The 23,002-nt window shown below is 45.1% G+C and carries 26 protein-coding genes and 2 pseudogenes; 11 read left to right on the top strand and 17 right to left on the bottom strand.

Annotation, left to right across the window (positions count from 1 at the left end; all coding sequences use genetic code 11):
- Window positions 1–88: 88 nt before the first annotated feature.
- The 3 genes from PN466_RS03855 to PN466_RS03845 form a co-directional block, all read right to left on the bottom strand.
- Complete coding sequence (locus PN466_RS03855) at window positions 89–688, bottom strand: hypothetical protein (protein ID WP_271937100.1); 600 nt, start codon at window positions 686–688, stop codon at window positions 89–91.
- Between the two features lie 208 nt (window positions 689–896).
- Window positions 897–1,286 (bottom strand): hypothetical protein, encoded by a 390-nt coding sequence (locus PN466_RS03850; protein ID WP_271937098.1) that lies wholly within the window; start codon window positions 1,284–1,286, stop codon window positions 897–899.
- 303 nt (window positions 1,287–1,589) lie between these two features.
- The gene (locus PN466_RS03845) at window positions 1,590–4,115 is read right to left on the bottom strand and encodes a glycosyltransferase family 39 protein (RefSeq protein ID WP_271937097.1); all 2,526 of its coding nucleotides are present in this window, start codon (window positions 4,113–4,115) and stop codon (window positions 1,590–1,592) included.
- A 118-nt stretch (window positions 4,116–4,233) separates the two neighbouring features.
- Between PN466_RS03845 and PN466_RS26185 the strand changes: the two genes are divergently transcribed.
- Both PN466_RS26185 and PN466_RS03840 read left to right on the top strand, forming a co-directional pair.
- Window positions 4,234–4,359, top strand: coding sequence for a DUF6888 family protein (locus PN466_RS26185; RefSeq protein WP_390889965.1), 126 nt, complete (start codon window positions 4,234–4,236; stop codon window positions 4,357–4,359).
- Window positions 4,313–4,558: a DUF6887 family protein gene (locus PN466_RS03840; protein WP_271937095.1), complete on the top strand. Its 246-nt coding sequence runs from the start codon at window positions 4,313–4,315 to the stop codon at window positions 4,556–4,558. The genes PN466_RS26185 and PN466_RS03840 overlap by 47 nt, the downstream gene beginning before the upstream one ends.
- 65 nt (window positions 4,559–4,623) lie before the next feature.
- Here PN466_RS03840 and PN466_RS03835 read toward each other — a convergent pair whose 3' ends face one another.
- The 6 genes and pseudogenes from PN466_RS03835 to PN466_RS03810 all read right to left on the bottom strand — a co-directional run bounded on the left by PN466_RS03835 (window position 4,624) and on the right by PN466_RS03810 (window position 8,101).
- Window positions 4,624–5,061 (bottom strand): GNAT family N-acetyltransferase, encoded by a 438-nt coding sequence (locus PN466_RS03835; protein WP_271937094.1) that lies wholly within the window; start codon window positions 5,059–5,061, stop codon window positions 4,624–4,626.
- A gap of 29 nt (window positions 5,062–5,090) precedes the next feature.
- Window positions 5,091–5,777, bottom strand: coding sequence for a Mo-dependent nitrogenase C-terminal domain-containing protein (locus PN466_RS26180; RefSeq protein WP_271937162.1), 687 nt, complete (start codon window positions 5,775–5,777; stop codon window positions 5,091–5,093).
- A 45-nt stretch (window positions 5,778–5,822) separates the two neighbouring features.
- A pseudogene (locus PN466_RS26175) lies at window positions 5,823–6,164 on the bottom strand (cyclic nucleotide-binding domain-containing protein); the annotation flags it as partial.
- Window positions 6,161–6,667 carry a cyclic nucleotide-binding domain-containing protein gene (locus tag PN466_RS03820; protein ID WP_271937093.1) on the bottom strand — a complete coding sequence of 169 codons (507 nt, stop codon included), beginning with the start codon at window positions 6,665–6,667 and terminating at the stop codon, window positions 6,161–6,163. The gene PN466_RS03820 and the pseudogene PN466_RS26175, both read right to left, overlap by 4 nt.
- Window positions 6,668–6,809: 142 nt before the next feature.
- Complete coding sequence (locus tag PN466_RS03815) at window positions 6,810–7,658, bottom strand: Rpn family recombination-promoting nuclease/putative transposase (protein WP_271937090.1); 849 nt, start codon at window positions 7,656–7,658, stop codon at window positions 6,810–6,812.
- A 56-nt stretch (window positions 7,659–7,714) separates the two neighbouring features.
- Window positions 7,715–8,101, bottom strand: coding sequence for a DUF2237 family protein (locus PN466_RS03810; protein WP_271937089.1), 387 nt, complete (start codon window positions 8,099–8,101; stop codon window positions 7,715–7,717).
- A 132-nt stretch (window positions 8,102–8,233) separates the two neighbouring features.
- Between PN466_RS03810 and xth the strand changes: the two genes are divergently transcribed.
- A complete protein-coding gene (xth, locus tag PN466_RS03805) occupies window positions 8,234–9,025 on the top strand; it encodes an exodeoxyribonuclease III (protein WP_271937087.1) in 792 nt (263 codons plus the stop codon).
- 12 nt (window positions 9,026–9,037) lie between these two features.
- On the top strand, window positions 9,038–9,685 hold the full coding sequence (locus tag PN466_RS03800; protein ID WP_271937086.1) for a response regulator: 648 nt from the start codon (window positions 9,038–9,040) through the stop codon (window positions 9,683–9,685).
- Between the two features lie 10 nt (window positions 9,686–9,695).
- Here the strand turns inward: PN466_RS03800 and PN466_RS03795 are convergent, their stop codons facing one another.
- The 3 genes from PN466_RS03795 to PN466_RS03785 all read right to left on the bottom strand — a co-directional run bounded on the left by PN466_RS03795 (window position 9,696) and on the right by PN466_RS03785 (window position 12,888).
- On the bottom strand, window positions 9,696–11,606 hold the full coding sequence (locus tag PN466_RS03795) for a serine/threonine-protein kinase (RefSeq protein WP_271937085.1): 1,911 nt from the start codon (window positions 11,604–11,606) through the stop codon (window positions 9,696–9,698).
- Window positions 11,607–11,782: 176 nt separating this feature from the next.
- On the bottom strand, window positions 11,783–12,502 hold the full coding sequence (locus PN466_RS03790; protein WP_271937083.1) for a DUF1997 domain-containing protein: 720 nt from the start codon (window positions 12,500–12,502) through the stop codon (window positions 11,783–11,785).
- A gap of 62 nt (window positions 12,503–12,564) precedes the next feature.
- Window positions 12,565–12,888, bottom strand: coding sequence for a hypothetical protein (locus PN466_RS03785; RefSeq protein ID WP_271937082.1), 324 nt, complete (start codon window positions 12,886–12,888; stop codon window positions 12,565–12,567).
- Window positions 12,889–13,380: 492 nt separating this feature from the next.
- Between PN466_RS03785 and PN466_RS26170 the strand changes: the two are divergent.
- Window positions 13,381–13,704: pseudogene (locus tag PN466_RS26170) on the top strand (calcium-binding protein); the annotation flags it as partial.
- Window positions 13,705–13,761: 57 nt separating this feature from the next.
- Window positions 13,762–14,451: a hypothetical protein gene (locus PN466_RS03780; RefSeq protein ID WP_271937080.1), complete on the top strand. Its 690-nt coding sequence runs from the start codon at window positions 13,762–13,764 to the stop codon at window positions 14,449–14,451.
- A gap of 15 nt (window positions 14,452–14,466) precedes the next feature.
- Here the strand turns inward: PN466_RS03780 and PN466_RS03775 are convergent, their stop codons facing one another.
- Window positions 14,467–15,705 carry a molybdopterin molybdotransferase MoeA gene (locus PN466_RS03775; RefSeq protein WP_271937079.1) on the bottom strand — a complete coding sequence of 413 codons (1,239 nt, stop codon included), beginning with the start codon at window positions 15,703–15,705 and terminating at the stop codon, window positions 14,467–14,469.
- A 221-nt stretch (window positions 15,706–15,926) separates the two neighbouring features.
- Window positions 15,927–16,316 (bottom strand): hypothetical protein, encoded by a 390-nt coding sequence (locus PN466_RS03770; protein ID WP_271937078.1) that lies wholly within the window; start codon window positions 16,314–16,316, stop codon window positions 15,927–15,929.
- Between the two features lie 119 nt (window positions 16,317–16,435).
- On the opposite strand from PN466_RS03770, the gene hslO reads away from it, so the two are divergent.
- Together hslO and PN466_RS03760 are read left to right on the top strand one after the other, a co-directional pair.
- Window positions 16,436–17,338 carry an Hsp33 family molecular chaperone HslO gene (gene hslO / locus PN466_RS03765; protein WP_271937077.1) on the top strand — a complete coding sequence of 301 codons (903 nt, stop codon included), beginning with the start codon at window positions 16,436–16,438 and terminating at the stop codon, window positions 17,336–17,338.
- Window positions 17,339–17,581: 243 nt separating this feature from the next.
- Entirely contained in the window at window positions 17,582–19,657 is a 2,076-nt protein-coding gene (locus PN466_RS03760; protein WP_271937075.1) for a chromosome segregation ATPase, read from the top strand.
- A 94-nt stretch (window positions 19,658–19,751) separates the two neighbouring features.
- Here PN466_RS03760 and PN466_RS03755 read toward each other — a convergent pair whose 3' ends face one another.
- A complete protein-coding gene (locus PN466_RS03755; RefSeq protein WP_271937074.1) occupies window positions 19,752–20,054 on the bottom strand; it encodes a YkvA family protein in 303 nt (100 codons plus the stop codon).
- 184 nt (window positions 20,055–20,238) lie between these two features.
- Between PN466_RS03755 and PN466_RS03750 the strand changes: the two genes are divergently transcribed.
- The gene (locus PN466_RS03750; RefSeq protein ID WP_271937072.1) at window positions 20,239–20,940 is read left to right on the top strand and encodes a MotA/TolQ/ExbB proton channel family protein; all 702 of its coding nucleotides are present in this window, start codon (window positions 20,239–20,241) and stop codon (window positions 20,938–20,940) included.
- Between the two features lie 71 nt (window positions 20,941–21,011).
- Here PN466_RS03750 and PN466_RS03745 read toward each other — a convergent pair whose 3' ends face one another.
- Window positions 21,012–21,179, bottom strand: coding sequence for a metallothionein (locus PN466_RS03745; RefSeq protein ID WP_271937071.1), 168 nt, complete (start codon window positions 21,177–21,179; stop codon window positions 21,012–21,014).
- A gap of 138 nt (window positions 21,180–21,317) precedes the next feature.
- Here PN466_RS03745 and PN466_RS03740 point away from each other — a divergent pair, with 138 nt between their 5' ends.
- On the top strand, window positions 21,318–21,725 hold the full coding sequence (locus tag PN466_RS03740; RefSeq protein ID WP_271937069.1) for an ArsR/SmtB family transcription factor: 408 nt from the start codon (window positions 21,318–21,320) through the stop codon (window positions 21,723–21,725).
- 57 nt (window positions 21,726–21,782) lie between these two features.
- Window positions 21,783–22,343, top strand: a complete 561-nt coding sequence (locus tag PN466_RS03735; RefSeq protein ID WP_271937066.1) for an ExbD/TolR family protein — start codon at window positions 21,783–21,785, stop codon at window positions 22,341–22,343.
- A 96-nt stretch (window positions 22,344–22,439) separates the two neighbouring features.
- On the opposite strand, the gene PN466_RS03730 is transcribed toward PN466_RS03735, so the two are convergent.
- Window positions 22,440–22,973, bottom strand: coding sequence for a hypothetical protein (locus PN466_RS03730; RefSeq protein WP_271937064.1), 534 nt, complete (start codon window positions 22,971–22,973; stop codon window positions 22,440–22,442).
- Window positions 22,974–23,002: the final 29 nt, after the last annotated feature.

The following is a 23,002-nucleotide window of genomic DNA, read 5'->3' as shown; positions in this document are numbered from 1 at the left end:
AAGGAGCAACAAATAATGACTAAAGAGTAATGGAACACAAAACAGTAGAACTGATGTACCTGAAGTCCAATTTACTTTTTTATACCTGTCAACTTGCATCTAATAAATTGGCAAGATACTCTAGTGCCCCATATAACTCTTGGATCTTATCAATTGTGTAGTTTTTATCATGTTTAGTAAAGACATCAGCGTGCAAACGTCCGAATTGCCATAAATTTCCATCAGTAACAATACCATATACTTCTTTATTTTCATTATTATTGATTTTTTGTGAAGCAACTAGCTCGGCTAAACATTGTCCCCATCCTTGCTCAAAGTCATTTTTTTTCGCCTCAACGACTATGAGAATCGGAGTTTCAAGAACTGTTTTGCCCAACGACGATCGCTTAGAAAATATATAATCGGGTGTCCCACACAAGACTTTGTCAAAAGATATGGGTTTTTGTATCCAGAATGAGTAATTATTTCTGTGATTTTTATAGACTGATCTGAGCAATGGAGATATGATCAGTTCACACCGATCTGCTTTTGAGGAAAATAGGTCAATATGTTCTTGGTTAAACTCAAATTCTTCTAGCAAAATTTGAGGGACAGAGATCTTCATGTTCGATATAAATGAGCTTTCAGTATACCGAATATTGTATGCTTTTTGAACTTCAGAAATGCTTTTGAATTGACTAAATTGCATGGGTAATCACCTTGCTTGATGTTATAGAGCGTGGTAAATCAATCCTATTGAGACGCAAGTTTCTTAAAAGCACGATAGATTGTTTATAATATATTCTTTGTTGAAGATTTGTCCAATGCATCGGATATTTGATGTGCAGAAGTATCATTATTTTCAATAAGTCTTTTTTGATATTCCAAAACATGCAAAACCTTTTCTCCAAGGTTATTTACTTTGTTTTTTTAATCAGTTCTAAAGCTTGCTTAAATTGACCACTCCTACGCATAAGATCAATAGTGATGGCTTCCGAGGCTCCGATTTCTCCCGCAATCTGTTGAGAGTGTAAATTCGCTTGATTAATTAGTAATATTGCCTTTTTTCTACACGATATAGCTGCGTCTAAATTCTTTTTATCATCGTAAATCCATGCAGCATGGATTGCCTGCCACGATGTTTCTGAAAATAGCCCTTGTATTTCCTTTTGATACGATAATGCAAGAAATGAAGCTGCTACTTCTGGGATTTGAGAATTGGCAATAATATTCTGATATTCATCTGTGGCAACTATATTCTGCGATATGGGCTTCGCAGTCCGATAAATCGGGTGAAGAGTAACCACAGGAAGGACATCGTTGTATCCAAAGAGAAAGTGTCGATCTTTTCATTTCTGGAGGACGAGTATCTAAGTCAGGAGATCCAAACGAGTTGGTGCTTCCAATTATCATATGTTTACTTTTTTCTTGGCAAACACAGCATTCGACTTCTTGTTCAAATATTCTTGTCATAAGACTTTCCTGGTTTTAGGGCATCACTTAACGAGCAGCTCACGTTGCACAAATGCACTTTCTTCTAAAATAACCTTAATTCATGAATCAGCGTCCAATATGCAGGAGTTATATTGATTTATCTGAGTTCGATGTACCTAGAGATTGAGGGTTTTGGCCAGTTGCCACGCTTTGAAGAAACGGCCTTGCATAGCGAAGGAAATAGCTTGTAGGGCTTGTATTTCTGGCTCGTCTGGTTTGAGCTGTAGGGCGGTTTCGAGGACATTTTGAGCTTTTTGAGGTTTCCAGTCGTAAAGATAGACTACGGCTAAATAGGCATAGGGATAGGGGCTGTTTGGTTCTAGGGTGGTGAGGACATCTAAGGCAGCGATCGCCCCCGGCACATCTTGACGCAACACTCGCGATAGGACTAAAGCATAGAGCCAGTCTACCCGATTCGGGTCTTGTTGCAAGCGATCGCTTAACGTGCGATCGACTTGCAGCAAATAATCTTGCGTCGGATCGTATTGATTAATCCGCCCCACTTCGCTAAAAATATGCTCTAGTGCAGTTGGTCCCTGGGATAAGGTAGCGGTAAAGGTGCGAAACTGGGTTGATAAATCTAACTCTAAAGCGGGTTGAGCAGGAGCCTCCAAAGATAGCATCATCCGAATAGGAGGAATGGGAATATCTTGCGCGCGAGTCTCCCAGTTTCGGTCTGGCAGATATTGCACCTTTAACACATAACTTCCCGGTTCCATATCCGCAGGGGGTAACATGGAGGTCAGCTCGCTCACTTCCACCGCTTGTTCTGGATCGAGGTTTTCAGGAGCATAGAGATTTCCCATCCCAAACCCATGGTCATGTATCCAAGCAATTTGACCATCCTGTTCTCGAATCCAAGTAATCAGCACTAACCCCGATTGTAGATCTTTCCAGGGGCCGCGCCATTGGTAGGTAACGGGAACTGGACTGCCGGGAGGGACGGGACTGGCAACAAAGAGGTTATAGAGTTGCACCTCAGACAGGGGTTGATTGAGGGGAACCACCTGCACGGGGGGAGTATGCTGGTGATAGAGCTTTAGTTGACTGCCATCGTTGAGAGACCAGGATCGATGCAGGTTAAATAAGCCACCAGTTTCGATGAACTGGGTTAACTGTTGTCGTTCAGCAGAGGGACTTAATCCTTGTTGACCGGTTTTGGTGATAAACCAACGCAGCGATCGCCCATCTTGTATAATGTGTTGACTATTGGTTCCCACTTGACGACCATGAACTTGAGAATTTCGCACTTGCCCATAGTAGTTAATATTATGCTGATTTAAAGTAGGTGTAGAAGGCAAAACTCCCACATTGGATCGTAGATAGGGTTCGGTTTTAATGATTTCATCAATAACTTTAGGATGGGGATAAGGAAGTCCCAACACTGGATAATTCATTGCTCTGGGACTCAGTGCTTGGATGAAGAATTGTCCTCCCAGGGGATAGAGGTTTAAAAACATCAGTAAACCGGCTAATCCTATTGTTCCCCAACGGATTTTGGGGCCCCATTTACGACTGAGTTTATCCCACTGATTTAAACCACAAGCGAGTAGGAGAGAGAGAACGGGAAGAGAGGGAAGGATGTAGCGGGTATCCTTATTTATGTTTAAGGAACAGAGGAAGTAAGACCCTACTAGAAATAAAAGTATCCAAACGGTTTTGGGGTGCTGTTTCAGGTTTAGCCGTTGTTCGGAGTGCCAGAATTGAATCCCTATACCAATAAAACCGACGATTGGAATCCATAATAGAGGCCAAGATACTAGCTCTGGCAGGTCTTTCCAGTAATAGAGCCAAGCATCGAGGGTATGCAGGGGGGGGTCACCTTCGGCGATCGCCGCATCCACAGTAGCTCGTTTTCCAGAGGTGAGCATCAGTAACCAGTTGGTATGCACCCAAGGATAGACCAGACTGAGGGTAATGATGCCGCCAAAAACCCATTGACCAAACCTTTCCCATTGTCGCTGATAAAGGGTTCTGATTCCAGAAATGGCGATCGGAGTGAAGAGAAAAAACAGGGCTGTTTGTTTCGTCAGTAATGCTAACCCCACCGAACCCCCCATCAGTGCAGCCATTCCCCACTGTTGCGATCGAGAAGAGTGACGGGAAAACCACCATAGAGTCAGACAAAAAAAACTCCAAGTGACCATCGCAGTCAGGGGATAATCCTGGAGAAAATCCAGGCGATAGCGGTAGAGTCCAGGTAGTAGGATACACAAAGCAGCCGCCGACAATCCGAGATAACCGTTGAACAGGATGCGACCTAATCCATAAACCGAACTGAGGAGAATAGCGCTATAGACCAGCATCACCAGAGTTGAGGAATCGGGACTTGCCCCAAAAATCTGGACAAAGGGAACCGTTGTCACATAAATCAGAGGCGGAACTTTTGGAGAAAGCAGCCAAAATTGATGCCACCAATCTCCAGAAAAGAATTGGGCATTTTCCAACATGCGCTGATATTCTAAGACCCAGTTGAGATAGTCAGCCTGATCCCAAGCCGGAACGCGGCGATCGATCGCGAGCCAGAGGCGATCGCCCACTATAATCAGAAACATCATCAATCCCAGCGCCAACACCGGATCAGTTCCCGTATTTTTCTCGGACCAACGCTGCTGATTTGTTTTCAATGCTTCCTTAGTCATGCGATCGTTAGCGAAAACTGCTATAAGCTAATTAGGCTATCATAAAAATGGAGTCAAATACTTGCCAACAACTCAACAGGCACTTCGATGTTTTCAGATTTGCCAGAATCTCACAAGCATGTACCGTTCTGTGGATATGGTGCGTTTAGATGAGAGAACAGGAAATGTCATTCTCCTTGCAGGAGAAGAAATGATAATTGAAATTCACCCAAATGGAAATTGGAGGTTTGTTAATGAAGTCTGATTTTGAGCTGATGACGATGAGAGAACTTCAAAAGTATGTTCTAGAGCATAGAAATGACCAAGCCGCATTTGAAGCATTCATGGATCGGGTTGATGCAGTGCCCCAGAATCAAGTCTATGGAGAGGTAAATGCTCAGGAGTTTTCTGTACTCCTTGAACAGTATGGTCATATCCAGAAAGGTCAGGATAATAGTGAATAAAATCCACTTGTAACTTCCACGAGAAGAGAGATGATCGCTCACGGCAATTGTTTCTTAACTATTCCTTAGTCATGGAATTTTTTCCGCATTTTAATATGAGGCATTTGCGCATCTAGAAATTCTTCCCCTTCCGGTATAAATCCAAATTGTTCGTAAAGAGGTTGAACATAAACTTGAGCATTGATAATCACTTCTTGTACCCCATAAGATTGGGCTAGTTCTAAAGCTTTGAGTATTAACTTTCGCCCTATTCCTTGACCTCGAAAACGAGCTAACACAGCCAAACGCTCAATTTTCCCAGTTTCAGGATTCAACTGGCGCACCCTGGCTGTTCCCACTGGGACTGATTCCATATAGGCTAGGAGATGATCGGCATGTTCGTCTAAGCCATCAAACTCCAAAGTTGGATCAACTCCTTGTTCGTTTTGGAACACTTCTATGCGAATGGAGGCGATTTCCTCCCATTTTTCCTTATAGGATACTCGCTCAATCGCCATGTTCATTTTAAATTTTTCTATCTCCTGAAAACCGTTTAAATATACCGAGAAATATCCTCCTTACAATCATCCGCCAGATAAGACAGAGCGCGGAAACGCAACCCCACCAACTGCTCATAAAGCGGATTCAACTTACACATGGGAGGGATATGAACAATTTTATGCCCGAACAGCTTAATATCCCGTTCAAACGGACATTGAGGTGGGATCATTTTACACAGGAATCGTGCCAGATAAGGTGTATTAATATCCAAACCATCTAACCAATCCCGCACCGGATGTAAAACATCTCCGTCTGGAAAAGTTTTTTGCAATTTTTCAATCAGCGCTTGGCGTTTTTGTTCGGGCAAATTTTCGGATGTAATCAATAAAAATTTGAGAGCATCTAATACTTCACTCGAAGGTTCTAGGGCCGCACAATACTCTTGTAATACCCGGTCTTCCTCTTCTGAATAGGTTCCATTCGCCAAAGCCATAATCACCCCAGTACGCAGAAAATTCTCGGCTACTGACGTTTCGCGTCCTAAAACCGCTGCTAATTCTTCCCCCGTAATCGGTTTAAGGGAGCCTAAATTCAGATTACTGCCTAACTCATCTTTAATTAACTCAGCAATCAGATCTTGTTCCTCTGGATTATATTCGCCATCAGCCCAAGCAATGGTTAACAACCCTCTTAACCAAGCCGTAATATGATGATTGAGAGTGCGGACTCTCTGGCACAATAGGCGAATAATATTTAATCCCAACTCTGGATATTTCTCAATAGATTTATAGAGATTTTCTTGGGATAAGACCAAACACTTGCACTCTTCTAGGGCAGTAACAGAAGCCGAATGAGATTGGGAATCTAAAACTGACATTTCCCCAAAATAGTCCCCCGGTTTGAAATGGGCTAACCTCAGTCCACCGATATGGACTTCCACCGATCCAGATATGAGAATATAGAGATAGGAACCTATTTCATCTTGACGGAAAATGGTGTGACCGGCGGGAAATTCGATTTCTCCCAATTGATTAGCAATTTCTGCTAAAAAAACATCATCTTCAGCTTTAATATTGCCAAAGATGGGGATATCTTTAAGCCGTTCCAGAGATTGTGTAGAGATCATGATAAAACTTGCTGTTGTACCTGGCTATAGAATAAGTCTTCCGATGCCCCAAAGAGGCGATTGAGTTTACGCACCCGTTGGCAGAGAACATTAATCATTTGGATGGCTACTTTGGGTCGTTCTTTAATGGCTCGATAAACTTGTTCTTGGGTTAAGACCAGACATTGACAGGGTTCTAGGGTTGTTACAGAGGCCGATCGCGGCCGGGATTCAAAGATCGCCATTTCACCAAAATAAGATCCGGGGGTCAGTTCTGCCAGTTGCACGTCGTCAAAATGGACTTTGACCCGACCAGAAAAGAGAATATAGAGTAAGTCACCGCGATCTCCCTGAGCAAAAATGGTATGGTCTGCGGGAAAGGGCACCTCTTCTAAATGAGTCGCTAACTGTTCTATGAACTCTGTTTGAGCAAGATCTTGGAAGATGACCAGCTCGGTTAAAAATTTGAGTCGGTCTGCCACACTGAGTGTGAGAGTTGTGCGATCGCCTGTATCAGTCACCATAGGCTTTATATGAATTAAAACGGCCTGTTATCTAAGCTATCATATGGCTATTAGAACAAACTCAGCTCATCAGATGGGATTCGGGACTGACCAGAAAATTGATGTTGCCAGTGAGGTGGCAAGCTTAATGCTTCATCAACGGTCATTGAGGGATACTAGCGAGCCATTCCGTTAAGTCCTGCTGTTCTTGGAAGTTAGGCATCGCTTCCATTAACGCTTGGAGTTGGGTGAATGAAAGATTATAAATTTTCTCTTCTGTCTCTGCTGCGATCGTACCAATCTTCTGACGTAACATCATCAAGACGGCTTCCTGGCGACCTTCCTGACGACCTTGTTTAACACCTTCTTTCATTCCTTTTTGCAGGATGAACTGATAAAAAGAAGAGTCTTCTAGCAAGTCTTCGCGGAAGAGGTCTTGGATAGTTTCGGGGTTGTGAATGAGTCCAGACATAATAGCAGTGCAGGCAATGATTTCTCGGCGTTGATTAGAGTCAGGGATTTTGCGCGTGGCCTCTGCTACCTGTTGTAGCAGATCTCGCGGCGCATTGCTACGGGTTAAAGGGGCTAAAGGAAGAAGAGCAGCATCACTGAGGAAGGGAGCAGAGTCTTGTTCCCACAAACGGAGGACACGATATTTGTGAAGGGTATTTTGGACTTGGAAGCGATCGACATAAACTTCAGGTGAGGTGGTCTGTTTGAGGAAAATGACGACTTGTTCAATGGTACAGTGATATTTGCGATAAAGCCTTAACCAATAGTCGATCATCCGCTCTGCTAAGGGTGGGTCAGCTTTAGGAATGCGCTCAAATTCCAGATGGAGGATCGTATCGGCTGCTTTGAGTAAGATTAAGGAGTCAGCACGAACCGGTTCAGTAGAGAGTTCAGTTTTAATCACTTGCACATTGCTGGCATTGATTTGGGGAAGCAGCAAACGGACAAAACTGATTGGGTTTTGGGTTGCCAGGAATTTACAGGTGTTGTCAAAAGCCACAATCTACGAGAGACCCAAACGTGAAGTTTCTCTATAATTCTACCTTACATTCAGAGTTACCCTTCTGGATCGACAGCATGGTCTTTCAGCAATTCTAAGGGAATCACGGCTAAGGTGTTGAGATGGGTGGCGGATAGGACAACGGGAGGCGCAACCCCAGCTTCGAGGGCTTCTTTCCAACGAGAGGCACATAAACACCAGCGATCGCCACTTTTAAGTCCGGGAAATTGATACATTGGTACGGGGGTACTTAAGTCATTCCCTTGTTCGCGAGTATAGGCTAAAAATTCTTCGGTTACTTGGGCACAAACCACATGCAGACCGAAATCTCCGGGCCCGGTTTCGCAATATCCGGTGCGATAATATCCCGTCATGGGGTCAGTGCAACAGGGTTGTAACGGTTCACCGAATACATTTTTGGCTTCAGATTGGGTTTCAGGCATGAGGTTTAAGCATCTGTTTTCTATTTATTTTAATTCGTAGGAGAGCATTCTTCTATCCCCCATTCAGTTACAATTTGAGGGGATCGTCTTCTCCTCTCTATTACTCATTACCAGCGCCAAGCGTTACCGTTGATGAAAATTGCCACTTGGAATGTTAACTCGATTCGTACCCGACTGGATATTGTTGTCAATTGGCTGCGAGATAACCCGGTGGATGTGTTGGGGTTGCAGGAAACCAAGGTAATTGACGATCTATTTCCGCGATCGCCCTTTGAAGAGGCCGGATATCACGTTTATGTCTCTGGGCAAAAGGCTTATAATGGCGTAGCCTTGATTACGCGATCGCCCCTCTCCGAGGTTACCACTGGCTTTAGCCCCATTTTAGGCGCGGATCGGGTGGGGGAGTTTGACGAGCAAAAGCGTTTAATTACCGGAGTTTTAGACGATATCCGCATTATTACGGTTTATGTTCCCAATGGTGGCGACTTCGAGAGTGATAAATATTTCTATAAATTAGATTGGCTGGCGCTCTTACAAGATTATCTCGATATCCTCCTCAAGCGCCATTCCCAAGGCTTATGTATTAGTGGTGATTTTAACATTGTTCCGGAAGATCGGGATGTGCATTTTGAAGTTTCCCCCAATAGCCAAAAAACCGGAACGACTGCCAAAGAAAGGGAAGCCTTGCAACGTATTCTCAAGTTAGGATTAGCCGACGCTTTCCGGAAATTCAACCAAGAAGAAGGTCAATATACTTGGTGGGATTATCGCCAAAATTCCTTTAAGCGTCAGCGAGGTTGGCGTATCGATCATCACTATTTATCGGCTCCGTTAGGCGATCGCGCTTCAAGATGTATCATTGATCTTGCCCCTCGACACTTGCCTAAACCGAGCGATCATACTCCCGTAATTGTCGAGTTTTAATTCCTATTTTTTATGATCAAAATATTATTAGTAGACGATCAAAGCTTAGTCCGAGAAGGGTTATCGAGTCTCCTACAAACTAAACCCGATCTAGACGTAATTGGAGCTGCTGAAAATGGCAAAGTTGCTGTTGAACGAGCCATATCTTTACAACCGGATGTCGTCTTAATGGATGTGCGGATGCCGGTTATGGACGGGGTTGCTGCTACTAAAGTGCTGCAAGAGCAGTGTCCCCAAATTAAAGTTTTGGTCTTAACCACCTTTGATGATGATGAATATGTCACCCAAGCCGTGCGTTACGGTGCGAAGGGCTATTTATTAAAGGATACGCCTTCAGAAGATTTAGCCGAAGCCATTCGATCGGTTCATAAAGGCTATACCCATTTGGGGCCAGGATTATTAGAAAAAATGCTTACCAGTCAACCGGAACCAGAGGTGAATTCTGCACCACCAGAGTTACAACTGTTAACCCCAAGGGAGCAGGAGGTTTTGAAGCTCATTGGTGCGGGTTATAGTAATCGGGAAATTGCCAAAACCTTGTATATTTCTGAGCGCACGGTGAAAAACCATGTAGCCAATATTTTGAGTCGGCTTAATGTCCGCGATCGCACTCAAGCGGCTATCCTGATCAATACCAAGTTTTCTAGCAGTAATGGATGAAGGATAACCCTCACATCCAACGCCAAATTTTAATGGTGGCATCACCACTACCGGTAACTAAGGTTAAACCATCTTGGCTTAAGGCGATCGCCCTCACCCACCAGGAGTGATCGTCTAAAGTAGAGATGGATTTCCAGTTCTCTAAGTCCCAGATTTTGATGGTGCGATCGCGACTACTACTAAACAAGACCTGACCATTAGGACTAAACACTAAGCCAAAAATAGAATCGCCATGTTCAGTTAACGTGCGAATTTGATGACCCTTGAGTGAATCCCAGATCCGAATTGTACCATCATCACTACCACTGGCCAAAATCCGATTACGGGGACTAAACGCCAACGCATTAATCCGTTGCGCATGGCGCGGTAAATTTAAATGGAGCGTTCCCGTTTCCACATTCCAAACCTTCACCACTCGGTCTTCTCCTCCACTGGCTAACCAGCGACCATCCGCACTAAATGCTAAGGCATTTACGGCATCCGTATGACTGGTTAAGGTTAACAGAGGTAATTGTTCCCATTCGCCATCTGGAGTCACGGCTAACTGTCGCACTCGTACAGTTTTATCGTTTGAGCCACTGGCTAATAAACTGCCACTGGGACTAAACACCAGAGTATTTACCCAATCCCGATGATCGTTTAAAACCAAAATCGGTTGGGTGTGAACAATTTGTTTATCAATAGACTCTGGTAAACGCCAAAATAAAATCCGCTTATCATGACTCCCACTGACCAATAATTCCCCTTCAGGATGGATAGCAACAGCTCCCACAGAAGCCTCATGACCCGTTAAGGTAGACAGCAGAGAAACCTTCTCTAATTTTTGCCCGCTCATCCGCCACAAACAGAGGGTTTTATCTTCACTGGAACTGGCTAGAAGATTGCCTTGGGGATGGATAGCTAAATCCTGAATTTTACCACTATGGTGATGGAGGGTATGGACACAATGCCAATCTTGAACCGCAGGAGGAGAGATTAAATACCCTTCCGGTACAATCACATTGGGGGGACTCGGCACAGGGTTCATATCAGAAATCACAGCTTGGGCTGACTGATAGCGATCGCTGACAATATCTTTGAGTAGTTTATCTAAAATTTGTCCCAGGCGATCGCTAATGACGATCTCTTGTTCTTTGAGTGTTTCTCGCCATAGCCAATTCCCCGTTAAGGGATCGAATAATTCATCAGGCGATAACCCAGTCAGCAAATGAATACAAGTCACCCCCAAGCTATACAAATCACTGGCCGGATAGGCGCGACCACTGCGGATTTGTTCTATAGGAGCATACCCTTCTGTCCCAATTTTTGTCCCGACTCTGGCCATTCCAGTGGCTGTTAACTGTTTGGCAATGCCAAAATCAATTAACACCAGTGTTTTGTCTTGTTTACGGCGAATAATATTCGTGGGTTTAATATCCCGATGCACCACTTTATAGCCGTGTATATACCCTAAAACCGGTAATAATTGTTCGAGAATATCCCAGATTTGCTTTTCACTAAATGCCCCTTGATGCCTTAACTCTTGCCATAAGGTGGGGCCACGAATAAGCTGTTGAACTAAATACAACTGTTCCTGATGTTCAAAATAGGCTAATAGGGTGGGAATTTGTGGATGTTCTCCCAATTCATGCAACCGCATGGCTTCTTGGTAAAACAAATCCGTGGACTTTTGCACCGATTTGTCCCGTCGTTCTCCTGTCGTTTGAATTTGGGGAGAAAATTGTTTAATCACGCAGAAGCTGCGAAGTTTGTCTTCATCAACCGCGAGATAGGTACGACCCATTCCCCCCCGTCCCAGGGGTTTGAGAACTCGATATCGACCCCTAAGCAGCTCTGTTAAGGGTTTTCCACAGTTTTGACAAACCTCTGCATTCTGTGGATTTTCGGGGTGGTTGCAATTGGGGTTTAAGCAGTAGGCCATAGCCGGAAGAGCAAACAATAGTCGCGTTCTAATCTATTCTGACAGAGGATGGTAGGGTTGGGGTAGGGGTGGGAGAATGGGGGAGTAAGGGAATAAGGGGATTAGGAGAGACTTCAGACACTTCAGAAACCGGTAAATCACTTATTCTTTACTCCCTACTTCCTATGGCCTATTCCCTAATTGGCTAGGGTTTTATGAAAGTCTTGTTGTACTTTTTTAGCCAAACGGCGAGAAACTTCGCGGACAATTTGTTGCAGGAGGCGATCGCTAGTCGTTTGGATCAAAGATTGGGGTAAGCGATGGATAAATTGGGGAAATCTTACGCCTACTGTTAGATCTAGACTCCATTCCCAGCGTGTCATCACTTCCGGTAGAGGTGAGGGAAGGATGAGATAGCTTTGCAGTTCCTTGAAATATTCTGGGGTGGGACAACAGGGAATTTCGGCCAGATAAAATTGTCCGTGAAAGTTTACTTGATAACCTGGGGGCGTATAATTGGGGAGTTCAATGCTACAGATGCGATAAACTCCTGTTTCATCACACGGAATCAGTTCAAGTCCTATTCTAACTTCAACTTCAAATTGAAGTGCTCCATAGCGACCAATGAGTAAATCATAGGCATTGTCGCCGATAGAGATCGCTTTCATTGGTAGGGCACATCGAGTAAACCAACTCGAGTGATCGTTGACATAAGCCGCAACTAGAGTCTCTGCTGCATAGAGTTCTACACAGTCGGCATAGTTGAGATGAAAGTACATCCATTCAAAGCCCATTGCCTGAGATACTTTAGAGGACAATGCTTTGAAGCGATCGCCGAATTTTGGCGATCGCTGAGGTTGTTCGGGAGGGGAAACGTGGTTTTCAGAGCCGGAATCTTGAGAACAAGCATCTGTCAAAACGAGAAAAACCTCCTAGAAACCAGATCGAGATATTCTATTGTATTACCAGATCGTCAGGGTTAGGTTCTCAGGAGCAATAGGATCACCATGCAGTCAATGAGGCTCAAATCCCTTAAGAGGTCTTTATTCTTGTTCTCTTCTGGTGAGCTTGAAGACGATTCAATTTCCGTGACGCTCTCCCAGCCTACTCCCGCAACCTGACAAATCTTTTGAAATGCATGTCGATCGATGGGAATCCTACGCCAAAACCTGCGTAGGGTTGCTTGCGATGTTTGAGCATCATGCCACCAGAGAGAGGTTTGAGTTTTTGTCCATCCTTTTTGGCGAATAGCTCTATAAACAGTGTCTAGTCCGGCTTTGGAGGCTGTGAGTGTATCTGCCATAACCCTATCTTGCGATTGCAACAACTAGAGAAGTGCATGACCCCTCTATAGGGTTCTCAGTTTTTAAGCTCGATTTTTATGCGCTTTGAGCGAAATTGTTATATAAATTTACATTTTAGAGGTAAGAGGCAAGTGGCGATCGATCCACTTTCAAAAAATGAGTCAAACTGAGTCAGTTTTCGCTCTTCAATCTGATATTATTAGTAATTAACTCAAAAAAACACAAAAAAAAATATCAATTTCTTTTAATTTTCAAAACAGTTTTTGTTAGCTAAAATAGATAAGTTAGTATGGAGACACGAAGACATAAATGCAAGAGGGACTGAAATCAGATGGATTCTGATTTCACCTCTTTTTCTCCTCTAACTCCCACACTGCAAGGGCTAAACATCTACCGTTCAGGAGACTAGACTGATGATTCGCTTCGGAACACAACAAAATGACATAATCGTTGAAACCCAGGAACATGATATAGTTTAGGGACTAGAAGGTGCAGATATTATTGCTAGTAATGCAGGCAATGATGAACTCTATGGAAACCAAGAAAACGATGTCATTTTAGGCGGAACGGGTGCAGATAGTATCTGGGGAGGACTCGATGATGATTTCATCGTTGGAAATCCAGAAGCCGATTATGTCAATGGAAATTTAGGCAAGGATACGGTACATGGAGGTCAGGGAGATGACTGTGTACGGGGCGGACAGGGTAATGATTGGGTTGCTGGCGATCGCGGCAACGATATCCTCTACGGCGACTTAGGCAACGATACCCTGTTAGGTGGCTCTGGAGAAGATATCTTTGTCTTAGGCAGTGGAGAAGATCTCATCCTTGACTTCATCCCAGGACAGGATAAAGTTGGGTTGGCTGCTGGAGTGACTTTTGATACGCTGATGGTGAGTCAACGGGGAGAGGATAGCGTGGTGAGCGATCGCACCACTGGAGCCATTCTCGGCATCTTCCAAGGTATCGACGCAAGCACTCTCGACGCTTCCCAATTCACCAGCATCCTCCTCAATATTCCCACTCCCTCACCCCTGCCTTCCGTACCCGATCTTCCCTCACCCTCTCCTGCTCCCGCACCCAGCCTTTTCATTTTGCCACCTGCGGCTGAAGTTACCCCCATAGAAACCGATCCCGGCAACACCCTAGAAACCGCCAGCAGCATCTCCCTAGCCTCCAATACCCGAACCTTCTCCCAAAGCGTTGGCGGAAGTGATGTTGCCGACTACTACAAATTCAGCCTCGGCGCAACCAACACCTTCGAGTTATCCCTAACCGGACTTACCGCTTTAGCCACCGTCGATGTCTTAGACGAAGAAGGTAACGTCGTTCTCAACGGACAACTGAACAACAACACCTCTGTCATCTCTGGAGAACTCCCTGGTGGTGCTTACCGGTTACGCATCACCAGCAACGCTCCCACAAATTACCTACTCAACACCCGCATTACACCCCAAATTCCTGGAGTAACAACAGATGGAACTGCAACAGGCAACTTTAGCGATTTAGCTAAAATGACTGCTTTAGTTGCGGGTGATGTGAATGGTATTATGACGATTTGATTCCAGTTTTGAGTCCTAAATCGTTAGAACTTGCACCCATTCTCCCGGATGAATCTGATCTTTTCCTGCGGGAATTACCGCAAACCCAGTGGTTCCAGCTAAATTAATTAAATTAGCGGAAATTTGCAAACCTGGAGCTAAATCAAACTCACAGCCTTGGGGAGTATAGGCTAAATTACCCCAAACATAGGTTTCTCTGGGGCCTCCACGCAATAAACAGCGATTTTGGGCTAGGACAAACTTCGGTTGCCATCCACTGCTATAACCGGATAGCTTTTTCAGAGCCGGTTGTACAAATCTCCAAAAGCAAACTAATGCCGAAACTGGATTTCCCGGTAAACCAAAATAATATAAACAACTGGGAATTGAGCTTTCGGTAAATGTGGCAAAGGTTAAGGGTTTACCGGGTTTTATCTTGACTTTTGTCACATGGAGTGTTGCCCCTAAATCCTTTAAAATCCGGTCAATATAATCATATTCTCCGACAGAAACACCCCCAGAAGAAATGATCACATCCACCATAGATAAGGCTCCAGAAATAGCTTTTTGAGTGGCTTCTGGGTCATCAGGAATAATACCAAAACAATGGGGAATGCCTCCCATTTGGGCAATCCCGGCAGCAAGAGCATACTGATTGGAGTCTACAATTTGACCAGGTGCTAAGGGGCGATCGCAAGGAACCAATTCATTTCCTGTCGCAAAAATTGCAACTCTTAGACGACGATAAACGCTAACTTGGTTACATTGGGCAGCCGCTAAAATGGCAACTTCGGGCATATTGACGAGCATTCCCGATTGCAGCAAGATATTACCTGCTTGATAAAAGCTCCCTTGTTTGCGGATAAATTCTCCGGATTTAGTAGCCCTCAAAACCGACACTTTTTGGTTCTGTAGCTGAGTATTTTCCTGCATGACGATGGTATCTGCACCATTGGGAATCATAGCTCCCGTAAAAATGCGGGCGGCTTGTCCTCGCTGTAGAGTAAAATCGGGAACAATTCCGGCAGGAACTTCTCCTACAACTTCCAGAACTGCCGGATTTTCTGGGGAACAGTCGCGCACATCCAGATAGCGAACAGCGTAGCCATCCATGGCTGAGTTGTCCCAATGGGGAAAATCGAGACTACTGGTGACTGGACGAGACAGTACGCGCCCCCTAGCTTTATCCAGGGTGACCATTTGAGACTCAGTTTCAGGGTTGAGGGGATGAATCTGATTTAGAATTAAACGTTCGGCTTCGGCAACAGGTAGCATAGTTAGGGAATAGGGAATAGGGAATAGGGAAAACAGGGGTTTCGCTTCGTTTAAACCAATCTACTGGATTGTTTCACCTAAAATAGGGCTTTGTTTGTAGTAAGCACGAAGAGTGCTTAAAAACCTAGCTGCGGAGGGCTTGAGCAATCACTACAAACGAAATCTAATGCATCAAATTAGATGAAACAATCCAGTATTGTGATAAACATCCTTGGCAGACATCAGGATTCATCAGGTTGGGTTAAAAATTGTTTGAGTCTGAGTAAACTGAGGGTTTGACCTAAATTGAGCGGTAGTAAAGTCACTCCTTCAAGTCGGGACTGTATCCATCCGTCGCCCCACATCCATTCATGGAAGCCGTCAATGCCATGACTTAGGAGTAAGCGTAAGTGGCGATCGCCAGCCAAGTCAACTTGATGGGAAATCGCCACCGGCCCCATCCGACTGGTAAATGTAACTCCAGCACTCAATTGTTCTGGTAACCCTTCCGATAACGTTTGTGGCCATAACCACTGACGCAGGCGATCGGGATACAACAGACTCTGGCGAATCTTCGCTTCAGAAGCCTCAACTTCTATCCGTAACTGACTCGATTGAAATGTCCCAAACATACCTATCAATCTAAATTGCAAGAGTTCCCTTCTCCAGTATGCCAGAGAGATTTGTCGCTGATGTAAAGTTCACTTCCCTGTTTAGAATAAGGAAAGTGTAAAGAAATGTAAGGGGTTTTATGGTAGACCAGTTAATTCGGGCAACGGCAGCCGAGGGTGGTATTCGAGCAGTGGGCGTAATTACTACCCGCCTCACGGATGAGGCTCGTCAACGACATAACCTGTCCTATGTGGCTACAGCAGCACTCGGACGCACCATGGCGGGAGGATTGTTATTTGCTTCGAGCATGAAACGACCGGGATCGAGAGTAACGATTAAGGTGAATGGCAATGGCCCTTTAGGTTCGATTTTAGTCGATGCGGGTTTAGATGGTACGGTGCGCGGTTATGTCCACCATCCCAGCGTCGAGCTACCCCCCAATGAGAAAGGAAAACTGGATGTTGGAGGAGCAGTCGGTAGGGAAGGCTATTTATATGTGGTGCGAGATGTGGGCTATGGTTATCCCTATTCCACCACCGTAGAATTGGTCTCTGGAGAAATTGGTGAGGATTTAACCCATTATCTGGCCACTTCTGAACAAACCCCTTCGGCTCTGATCCTGGGAGTCTTTGTAGATGCCGATGGCGTACAAGCGGCTGGAGGACTTTTGCTGCAAGTGTTGCCGAAAGCAGCCGAAGATGAAGAGCTGATCAGTGCTTTAGAATCCCGTGTATCTCAGTTATCTGGGTTTACTCCTCTGCTCCGGGCCCATAAAACGCTGCCAGAAATTTTTCAGGATTTGTTGGGGGATTTCGATCTGCACATTTTTCCAGAAACTCAGATGGTGCAGTTTTATTGTCCCTGTTCGGTGAATCGGGTCTTAGGAGCGTTGAAATTACTAGGACAGGAAGAACTACAAGATATGATCGAAAAAGATGAGGGTGCAGAAGCCACTTGTGAATTTTGTCAGGAAGTCTATCACATTAATTCCGATCAGTTGGCAGAATTGATTGAAGATTTACAAAGTAATACCGGTTCTTAGAGAAGCCAACCCGAAGTTTTATTCAGGCTCGATCGGTTGGCGTTTCTGAACGACAACGGTAGGATAAGAAGACCAATTATCGGAACCGCCAAGGTTCTTAGGACTTTTCTTCAAGTCTCAAACCTAGCACCGATAATCTTTTACCTTTTGCCTTTTGCCTAGCTCAAAGCGCTATTTTTGCTTTGTCGATTGGCGATCGCCTGCATTGCCCCCATAATATAGCAAGTTTCCCAAACTGGCCCTATGAATTCTCCATCCCATACCCCCGACCCCAATTTCAAGGTTCAGAATATCGGCCCTCAATCCTGGTTATTCTGGATTGCCCTGATTGTTCTTGTGCCAGGAGGTTTAGGTTTTTTAAGTATGTTGACTTTGGTAAAACTGCCGAAGTTACCCAATTGTGACCAGGTTCAATGGGCAACGGCTTCCGCTTCTCTACGGTTGCATTGTGCAGAATTAGCGGCTCAAGAGCAGACAGGAGAAGGGTATTTAGAGGCGATTGAAATTGTCAATGCGTTGCCTATGAATCATCCCTTACGACCTCGGATTAATCAATCGATTGAGGATTGGGCAGAAAATATGCTGGTTTTGGGGGATATGCTGTTTGAACAAGGTAAGTTGCAAGAGGCGATCGCTACAGCGCAAAATATTCCCAGTGATACTACAGCAGCCGATTTGGTGAATAATCGGCTGCAACGCTGGCGAGGCATGTGGGATAAGGCGGAAGAGATTTATGCAGAAACAGAAAATTTAATCCGCAAACGGCAATGGACTCAGGCCTTCCGCCAAGCGACACAATTGCTCAAGATCGATAATGTTTATTGGTCAGAAAACCGCTATCAAGAATTGACGCAATTGATTCAAATGTCTCGTCAAGATGGTAAAACGTTGGCCGAGGCAGAAGATTTGGCAGAGTTCGGAACGGTGGAGGATTTGCTCAAGGCGATTGAGTTAATGGAAAAGGTTGAGAAGTCGAGTTATTTGTATGGAGAGGCTCAAAATCTGATCCGTAAAACGGGTCGCCAGATGATGGAGGTGGCTGAAGAGCAGTTAGAGGAGCAAGATGCCCAAGGCGCGATTGCTATTGTACAAAGAATTCCGGCTGCTGCCCAAATGGAGAAACAGGTCGAAGATTTTACGGTTTTGGCTAAGGCTCATCAATCGACCTGGAGTAATACCGTTTCAGGATTAGAAAAAGGGATTACTCAAGCGAAGCAGATTGATATTAAACGACCTCTCTATGGCAAAGCTCAATATCTAATTTCTCGATGGGAACGGGAAATTGAAGATGTGGCTAGATTGGAAAAAGCTCGTAATATGGCTCGTGGTGGTGGGGTGGATGATTTGGCCAAAGCTGTGGCAGAAGTGTCCTTAATCTCTAGCAATAATCCCCGCTATCAGGAAGCTTCAACTTTGCTCAATACCTGGAATACTGAAATCCAAACGATTGAAGATCGGCCCTATTTGAATCGGGCTGAATCTTTGGCCATAGGCGGAACTCTGGAGGATTTGCGATCGGCTATTCAGGAAGCGAGTATGATTAGTCCGGGTCGCACTCTCTATACTCAAGCCCAAGAGAAAGTTGACCGTTGGCAAGACCAAGTGGAGCGGATTGAAGATCGGCCCTATTTAAATAATGCCCAAAGTTTGGCCTTTGCGGGGGAAGCTCTCTCTTTACAATCTGCCATTAATGAGGCCCGACGGATTGGCTCTGGACGGGCGTTGTATCCCCAAGCTCAGGAGAAAATTCGTCTGTGGGCGGATCAGTTAGAGCGTCTGGAAGATAGACCGTATCTGGATCAAGCGCGAAATTATGCCAATTTGGGCGATCTAAGCGGGGCGATCGCCACAGCCAGCCAAATTTCTCCCGGTCGCGCTCTTTCTGATGAAGCCAATGGTTTAATTGAGGATTGGCGATGGGAAATGAGGGGACAGGATAATCTACAAACGGCTCAACAAATAGCGGCTAAAGGTTCGCCAGAAGATTTAGTTGCAGCGATCAATCGAGCTGAACAAATCCCTTGGGAACATCCTTTACGTTCGAGCGCTGAACAGGAAATCAATCGTTGGGGGCAAGAACTGCTGAGTTTAGCGCAAGCGCGATCCAGTTACGATCTGCCAGGAGCGATCGCTATTGCCGTCAAAATTCCCCCTAGCCATAGTCTCTATTCCAGCGCTCAATCCCAAATTAGATCTTGGGAAGCGCGTCTGGCTCCTCCTGTCTACACCCCAGAACCCGCCCCCCCTGTAGTTGATGTACCAGAGTCTGTTACTCCAGTACCGGGTTTGGAGGTGTTACCGATTTCTAATCCCAATTAATAGGGAATGGGGAGTAGGGAATAGGGAATAGACAATTTCTCCGTGTTCCCGTGTCTGGAGCGTCTCCGCGTCCCCCCATCTCCCGACTCCCTGCCTAATCTAGGGAAACGGCATCCACATCAACTGTGTTTTTGGAAGTCGTTTCACCACTGGGGGAGGTGGGGGTTGATGGCTGTTGCGCTTTCACCCGGTCTAAAATCAGTTGGGAGACCTCCGAAAGCAAAATGACCATGACTGCCACATCATCAATTTGACCGGCGATCGGAAACACATCCGGGGAAATATCTAGGGGGCTAAAAATATAAACTAACGTTCCCAGAATAATCCACCAGCGATACTGGGGATTACGAATCATATTCCGATACCAAGTGTACAGGGATTGAATTGGGTTGCTCATAGAATCTCTTTCTCTCATTACTTCTATTGTGGCAAACTCTTATCTAAAATGCGGGTAAGGATTTCCCCACCTAGCTCGACGGCAAAGGAAAACCTGATAATAAACTCCGAACATCCTAAAATGTAAGACAATCGAAGAACACCGATCCATTACCCAGCGTTTAGGCACAGAGAACCAGATAACTATGACGATCGCAGAAATTTTAGAGAAGGGGGGGTTAACCATTGGCCCATTACTGTTCTTATCCGTGCTTGCCCTCAGTACGATTATTGAACGGTTATGGTTTTGGTGGACGGTTTTAACCAAGGAAAAAGAATTGATTGTGCAAATTCTCGAAGCTGCACGGGAAGACTGGAGAACTGCACCGGAAATTGCCCGACGCGCCAGCGATCAACCTGTGGGTCGATTTCTTTATGCTCCTTTACGGCTGAGAAATCCCGATCCGGAGGTCTTTCGGTTAGCCTTGGAAGCAGCAGCCGATGATGAATTGGCTGCCATGCGCCGAGGAGATAAAATCCTAGAGGCAGTTATTTCCCTCTCTCCTATGTTGGGACTTTTGGGAACGGTGTTGGGATTAATTAATTCGTTAGGCTCTATTAGTATTGGCGATTTGGCTACGTCTTCTACCCGTGGGGTAACCTTGGGGATTGGGGAAGCTTTAATTAGTACTGCCGTGGGTCTGGTCATTGCGATTACTGCTGTTGCCTTTTATCGCTTATTTCAAGGCTTGATTTTTATGCAAGTCAAACTCTTTCGTCGCGCTGGAAGTGAGCTAGAGCTATTGTATCGTCAACATTGGTCCGATGAGGAAAGCGATTATCTAGAAAAAACTCCCCGAACGCTACGCAAAGATTCCGTGAAAGCGGATGGTTCCGATGCTCCTTAATGAAAAGGGCGATCGCCTCCTTCATGAAGAAAGTGCGATCGCCCCAGATATTTTTTTTGTTTCAATATAACTTATTTATCACATCCACATCCGTGATGTCCGCAGCCTGAACCATCAGGATGGCCATTGGCGCAAGCCTCACTGCAATAAACCTGGCCATTGTTCTGTACCCCAGTTTCTACATCAACAACACACAGGCAAGACTCACAAGCACATTTCATTTGGGTCACAGTTACCATCAGATGATCTCCTTTGCTTCTTATCTGAACAGACATTCATATGTTAGCACAACATAATTGAAAGATTGTTCAGATATTGTTAAATTTGAGTAAGTAGCAAAAGAACAATATACTCACTCATTACTCGTTACTCCTTCTATGTCACAACCTCACCTCCCCCAATCCATCTCCACCCTAGAAACCGGGGACTCCCCTCACTGCTCGCCCCACCAGGAATTAGACACAGAACACCGCCAAGATCTAGAGTCTCATCTTCTGCATCCTCGGAAAGCTCAAAGAATGGCAGAATTCTTTAGTATTCTCGGAGATCCCAATCGCTTAAGAATCCTATCCTTATTAGCTACGGAAGAATTGTGCGTGTGCGATTTAGCCACGACTCTAGAGTTAACGGAATCTGCTGTTTCCCATCAACTGCGAACCCTCCGCGCTCACCGGCTTGTCCGTTACCAAAAACGGGGACGAAAAGTCTATTATTATCTAGACGATCGCCATATTCTTGATCTCTATCACACCGTTGCCGAACACCTGGACGAAAGTAGGGAATAGGGAATAGGGTTGTGGTATATGGCAGCCAGAGGATTCAAGACTTTATAATATTCAACCATGAAAATCAACTGGGATAATCCAACAGAAGAGGCGCGGATCGAAGTTATTCCCCTCATTGACGTTATTTTCTGCATTTTGACCTTTTTTATCTTAGCGGCTGTGGGGTTGACCCGCCAGCAAGCGATTACCGTGGATTTACCGAGTGCCAAGACCGGAACCACCCAAATGCAGGATATGTTAATTGTTAGTGTGGATACGGTGGGCCAAACCTATATTGAACAGGAATTAGTTCCCAGGGATCAATTACGACAGCGCTTACTCGCCTATCAGATTCAAAATGCACAGGGATTAATGGTGCTGTATGCCTCAAAAACAGCTCTTTATGAAGATGTTGTCCAAATTTTAGATTTAATGCGATCTGTGGGTGGCGATCGCGTGGCATTGGCAACACTTCCCACAGGGGTGAACCCCTCGGAAGTTACCCCAGCAGAACCTCCGAATCTGGATTTAGGGATTCCCGGTTTAACACCTTTACCGACTCCAGTTCCTGCACCAGAGCCGACAACGACCGTACCTGAAGCACCTGAAGCACCTGAGACTTCAGACACCCAGGAATAAGGGTTAATTAGATCTCTTGCATAAGTGAGTAGAAAATAAATAGCAATAGAGTAATCCTATATCCCTATTCCCTCACCTTCTGCAAGAAGTCTATGGTTAATTATTTCCTAAATCTTGGCGACAAGTTTCTAGATACCCCCGCTCGGCATCCCTCAATTGTGGAATTCGATGAAAGCCTTCAGGCTCAAACTGAAGGTTTGTAGAGCCTGGACTAGAAGCGATCGCTACCGGTTCCAAAGCCATTGCATAAGCATGAGCAGTGCGCTCGTAACTATCAATCACCGTCAAAGAGAGTTGATTTTGGACAACCTGTCCATAGAAACAATCAAAGGAAGAATGGGGAAGATAAAAAGCGCCCAAAAGCTTCTGCTGATGAGTTTCAAATACCATATAGGCTTGACCCAATTGATCCAGTTGAGGAGATTCTCCATAAAAATAGACCCCATCTGGAAACTGAGCGATCGCTTCAGCCTGGGAGCTTTCAGGAGAGCTAGACCTATTTTGAGCCAAGGCAGGAGCGCCATTTCCCAAGGAGACCATGAGGGTAACCATCAGAGGCGTTAGCACCGATGAAGAGTGTACCAATGTTGAGGTTAAGCGTTGCATCTGAGATGATAAAAATTCAAGCACCCTAGTTTCCTCCTCAGAAAAAATGATTT

The organism is Roseofilum reptotaenium CS-1145, assembly GCF_028330985.1.
Taxonomy (GTDB): Bacteria; Cyanobacteriota; Cyanobacteriia; order Cyanobacteriales; family Desertifilaceae; genus Roseofilum; species Roseofilum reptotaenium.
Note: the sequence above shows the minus strand (reverse complement) of the source record. Positions and strands in the feature narration are given on the sequence as shown.

Coding starts and splice junctions, on each gene's coding strand:
- PN466_RS03855 (WP_271937100.1), bottom strand. CDS start 688: ATGCAATTTAGTCAATTCAAAAGCATTTCTGAAGTTCAAAAAGCATAC.
- PN466_RS03845 (WP_271937097.1), bottom strand. CDS start 4,115: ATGACTAAGGAAGCATTGAAAACAAATCAGCAGCGTTGGTCCGAGAAA.
- PN466_RS26185 (WP_390889965.1), top strand. CDS start 4,234: ATGTACCGTTCTGTGGATATGGTGCGTTTAGATGAGAGAACAGGAAAT.
- PN466_RS03835 (WP_271937094.1), bottom strand. CDS start 5,061: ATGAACATGGCGATTGAGCGAGTATCCTATAAGGAAAAATGGGAGGAA.
- PN466_RS03820 (WP_271937093.1), bottom strand. CDS start 6,667: ATGGTGACTGATACAGGCGATCGCACAACTCTCACACTCAGTGTGGCA.
- PN466_RS03810 (WP_271937089.1), bottom strand. CDS start 8,101: ATGCCTGAAACCCAATCTGAAGCCAAAAATGTATTCGGTGAACCGTTA.
- xth (WP_271937087.1), top strand. CDS start 8,234: ATGAAAATTGCCACTTGGAATGTTAACTCGATTCGTACCCGACTGGAT.
- PN466_RS03800 (WP_271937086.1), top strand. CDS start 9,038: ATGATCAAAATATTATTAGTAGACGATCAAAGCTTAGTCCGAGAAGGG.
- PN466_RS03795 (WP_271937085.1), bottom strand. CDS start 11,606: ATGGCCTACTGCTTAAACCCCAATTGCAACCACCCCGAAAATCCACAG.
- PN466_RS03785 (WP_271937082.1), bottom strand. CDS start 12,888: ATGGCAGATACACTCACAGCCTCCAAAGCCGGACTAGACACTGTTTAT.
- PN466_RS03775 (WP_271937079.1), bottom strand. CDS start 15,705: ATGCTACCTGTTGCCGAAGCCGAACGTTTAATTCTAAATCAGATTCAT.
- PN466_RS03770 (WP_271937078.1), bottom strand. CDS start 16,316: ATGTTTGGGACATTTCAATCGAGTCAGTTACGGATAGAAGTTGAGGCT.
- hslO (WP_271937077.1), top strand. CDS start 16,436: ATGGTAGACCAGTTAATTCGGGCAACGGCAGCCGAGGGTGGTATTCGA.
- PN466_RS03760 (WP_271937075.1), top strand. CDS start 17,582: ATGAATTCTCCATCCCATACCCCCGACCCCAATTTCAAGGTTCAGAAT.
- PN466_RS03755 (WP_271937074.1), bottom strand. CDS start 20,054: ATGAGCAACCCAATTCAATCCCTGTACACTTGGTATCGGAATATGATT.
- PN466_RS03750 (WP_271937072.1), top strand. CDS start 20,239: ATGACGATCGCAGAAATTTTAGAGAAGGGGGGGTTAACCATTGGCCCA.
- PN466_RS03745 (WP_271937071.1), bottom strand. CDS start 21,179: ATGGTAACTGTGACCCAAATGAAATGTGCTTGTGAGTCTTGCCTGTGT.
- PN466_RS03740 (WP_271937069.1), top strand. CDS start 21,318: ATGTCACAACCTCACCTCCCCCAATCCATCTCCACCCTAGAAACCGGG.
- PN466_RS03735 (WP_271937066.1), top strand. CDS start 21,783: ATGAAAATCAACTGGGATAATCCAACAGAAGAGGCGCGGATCGAAGTT.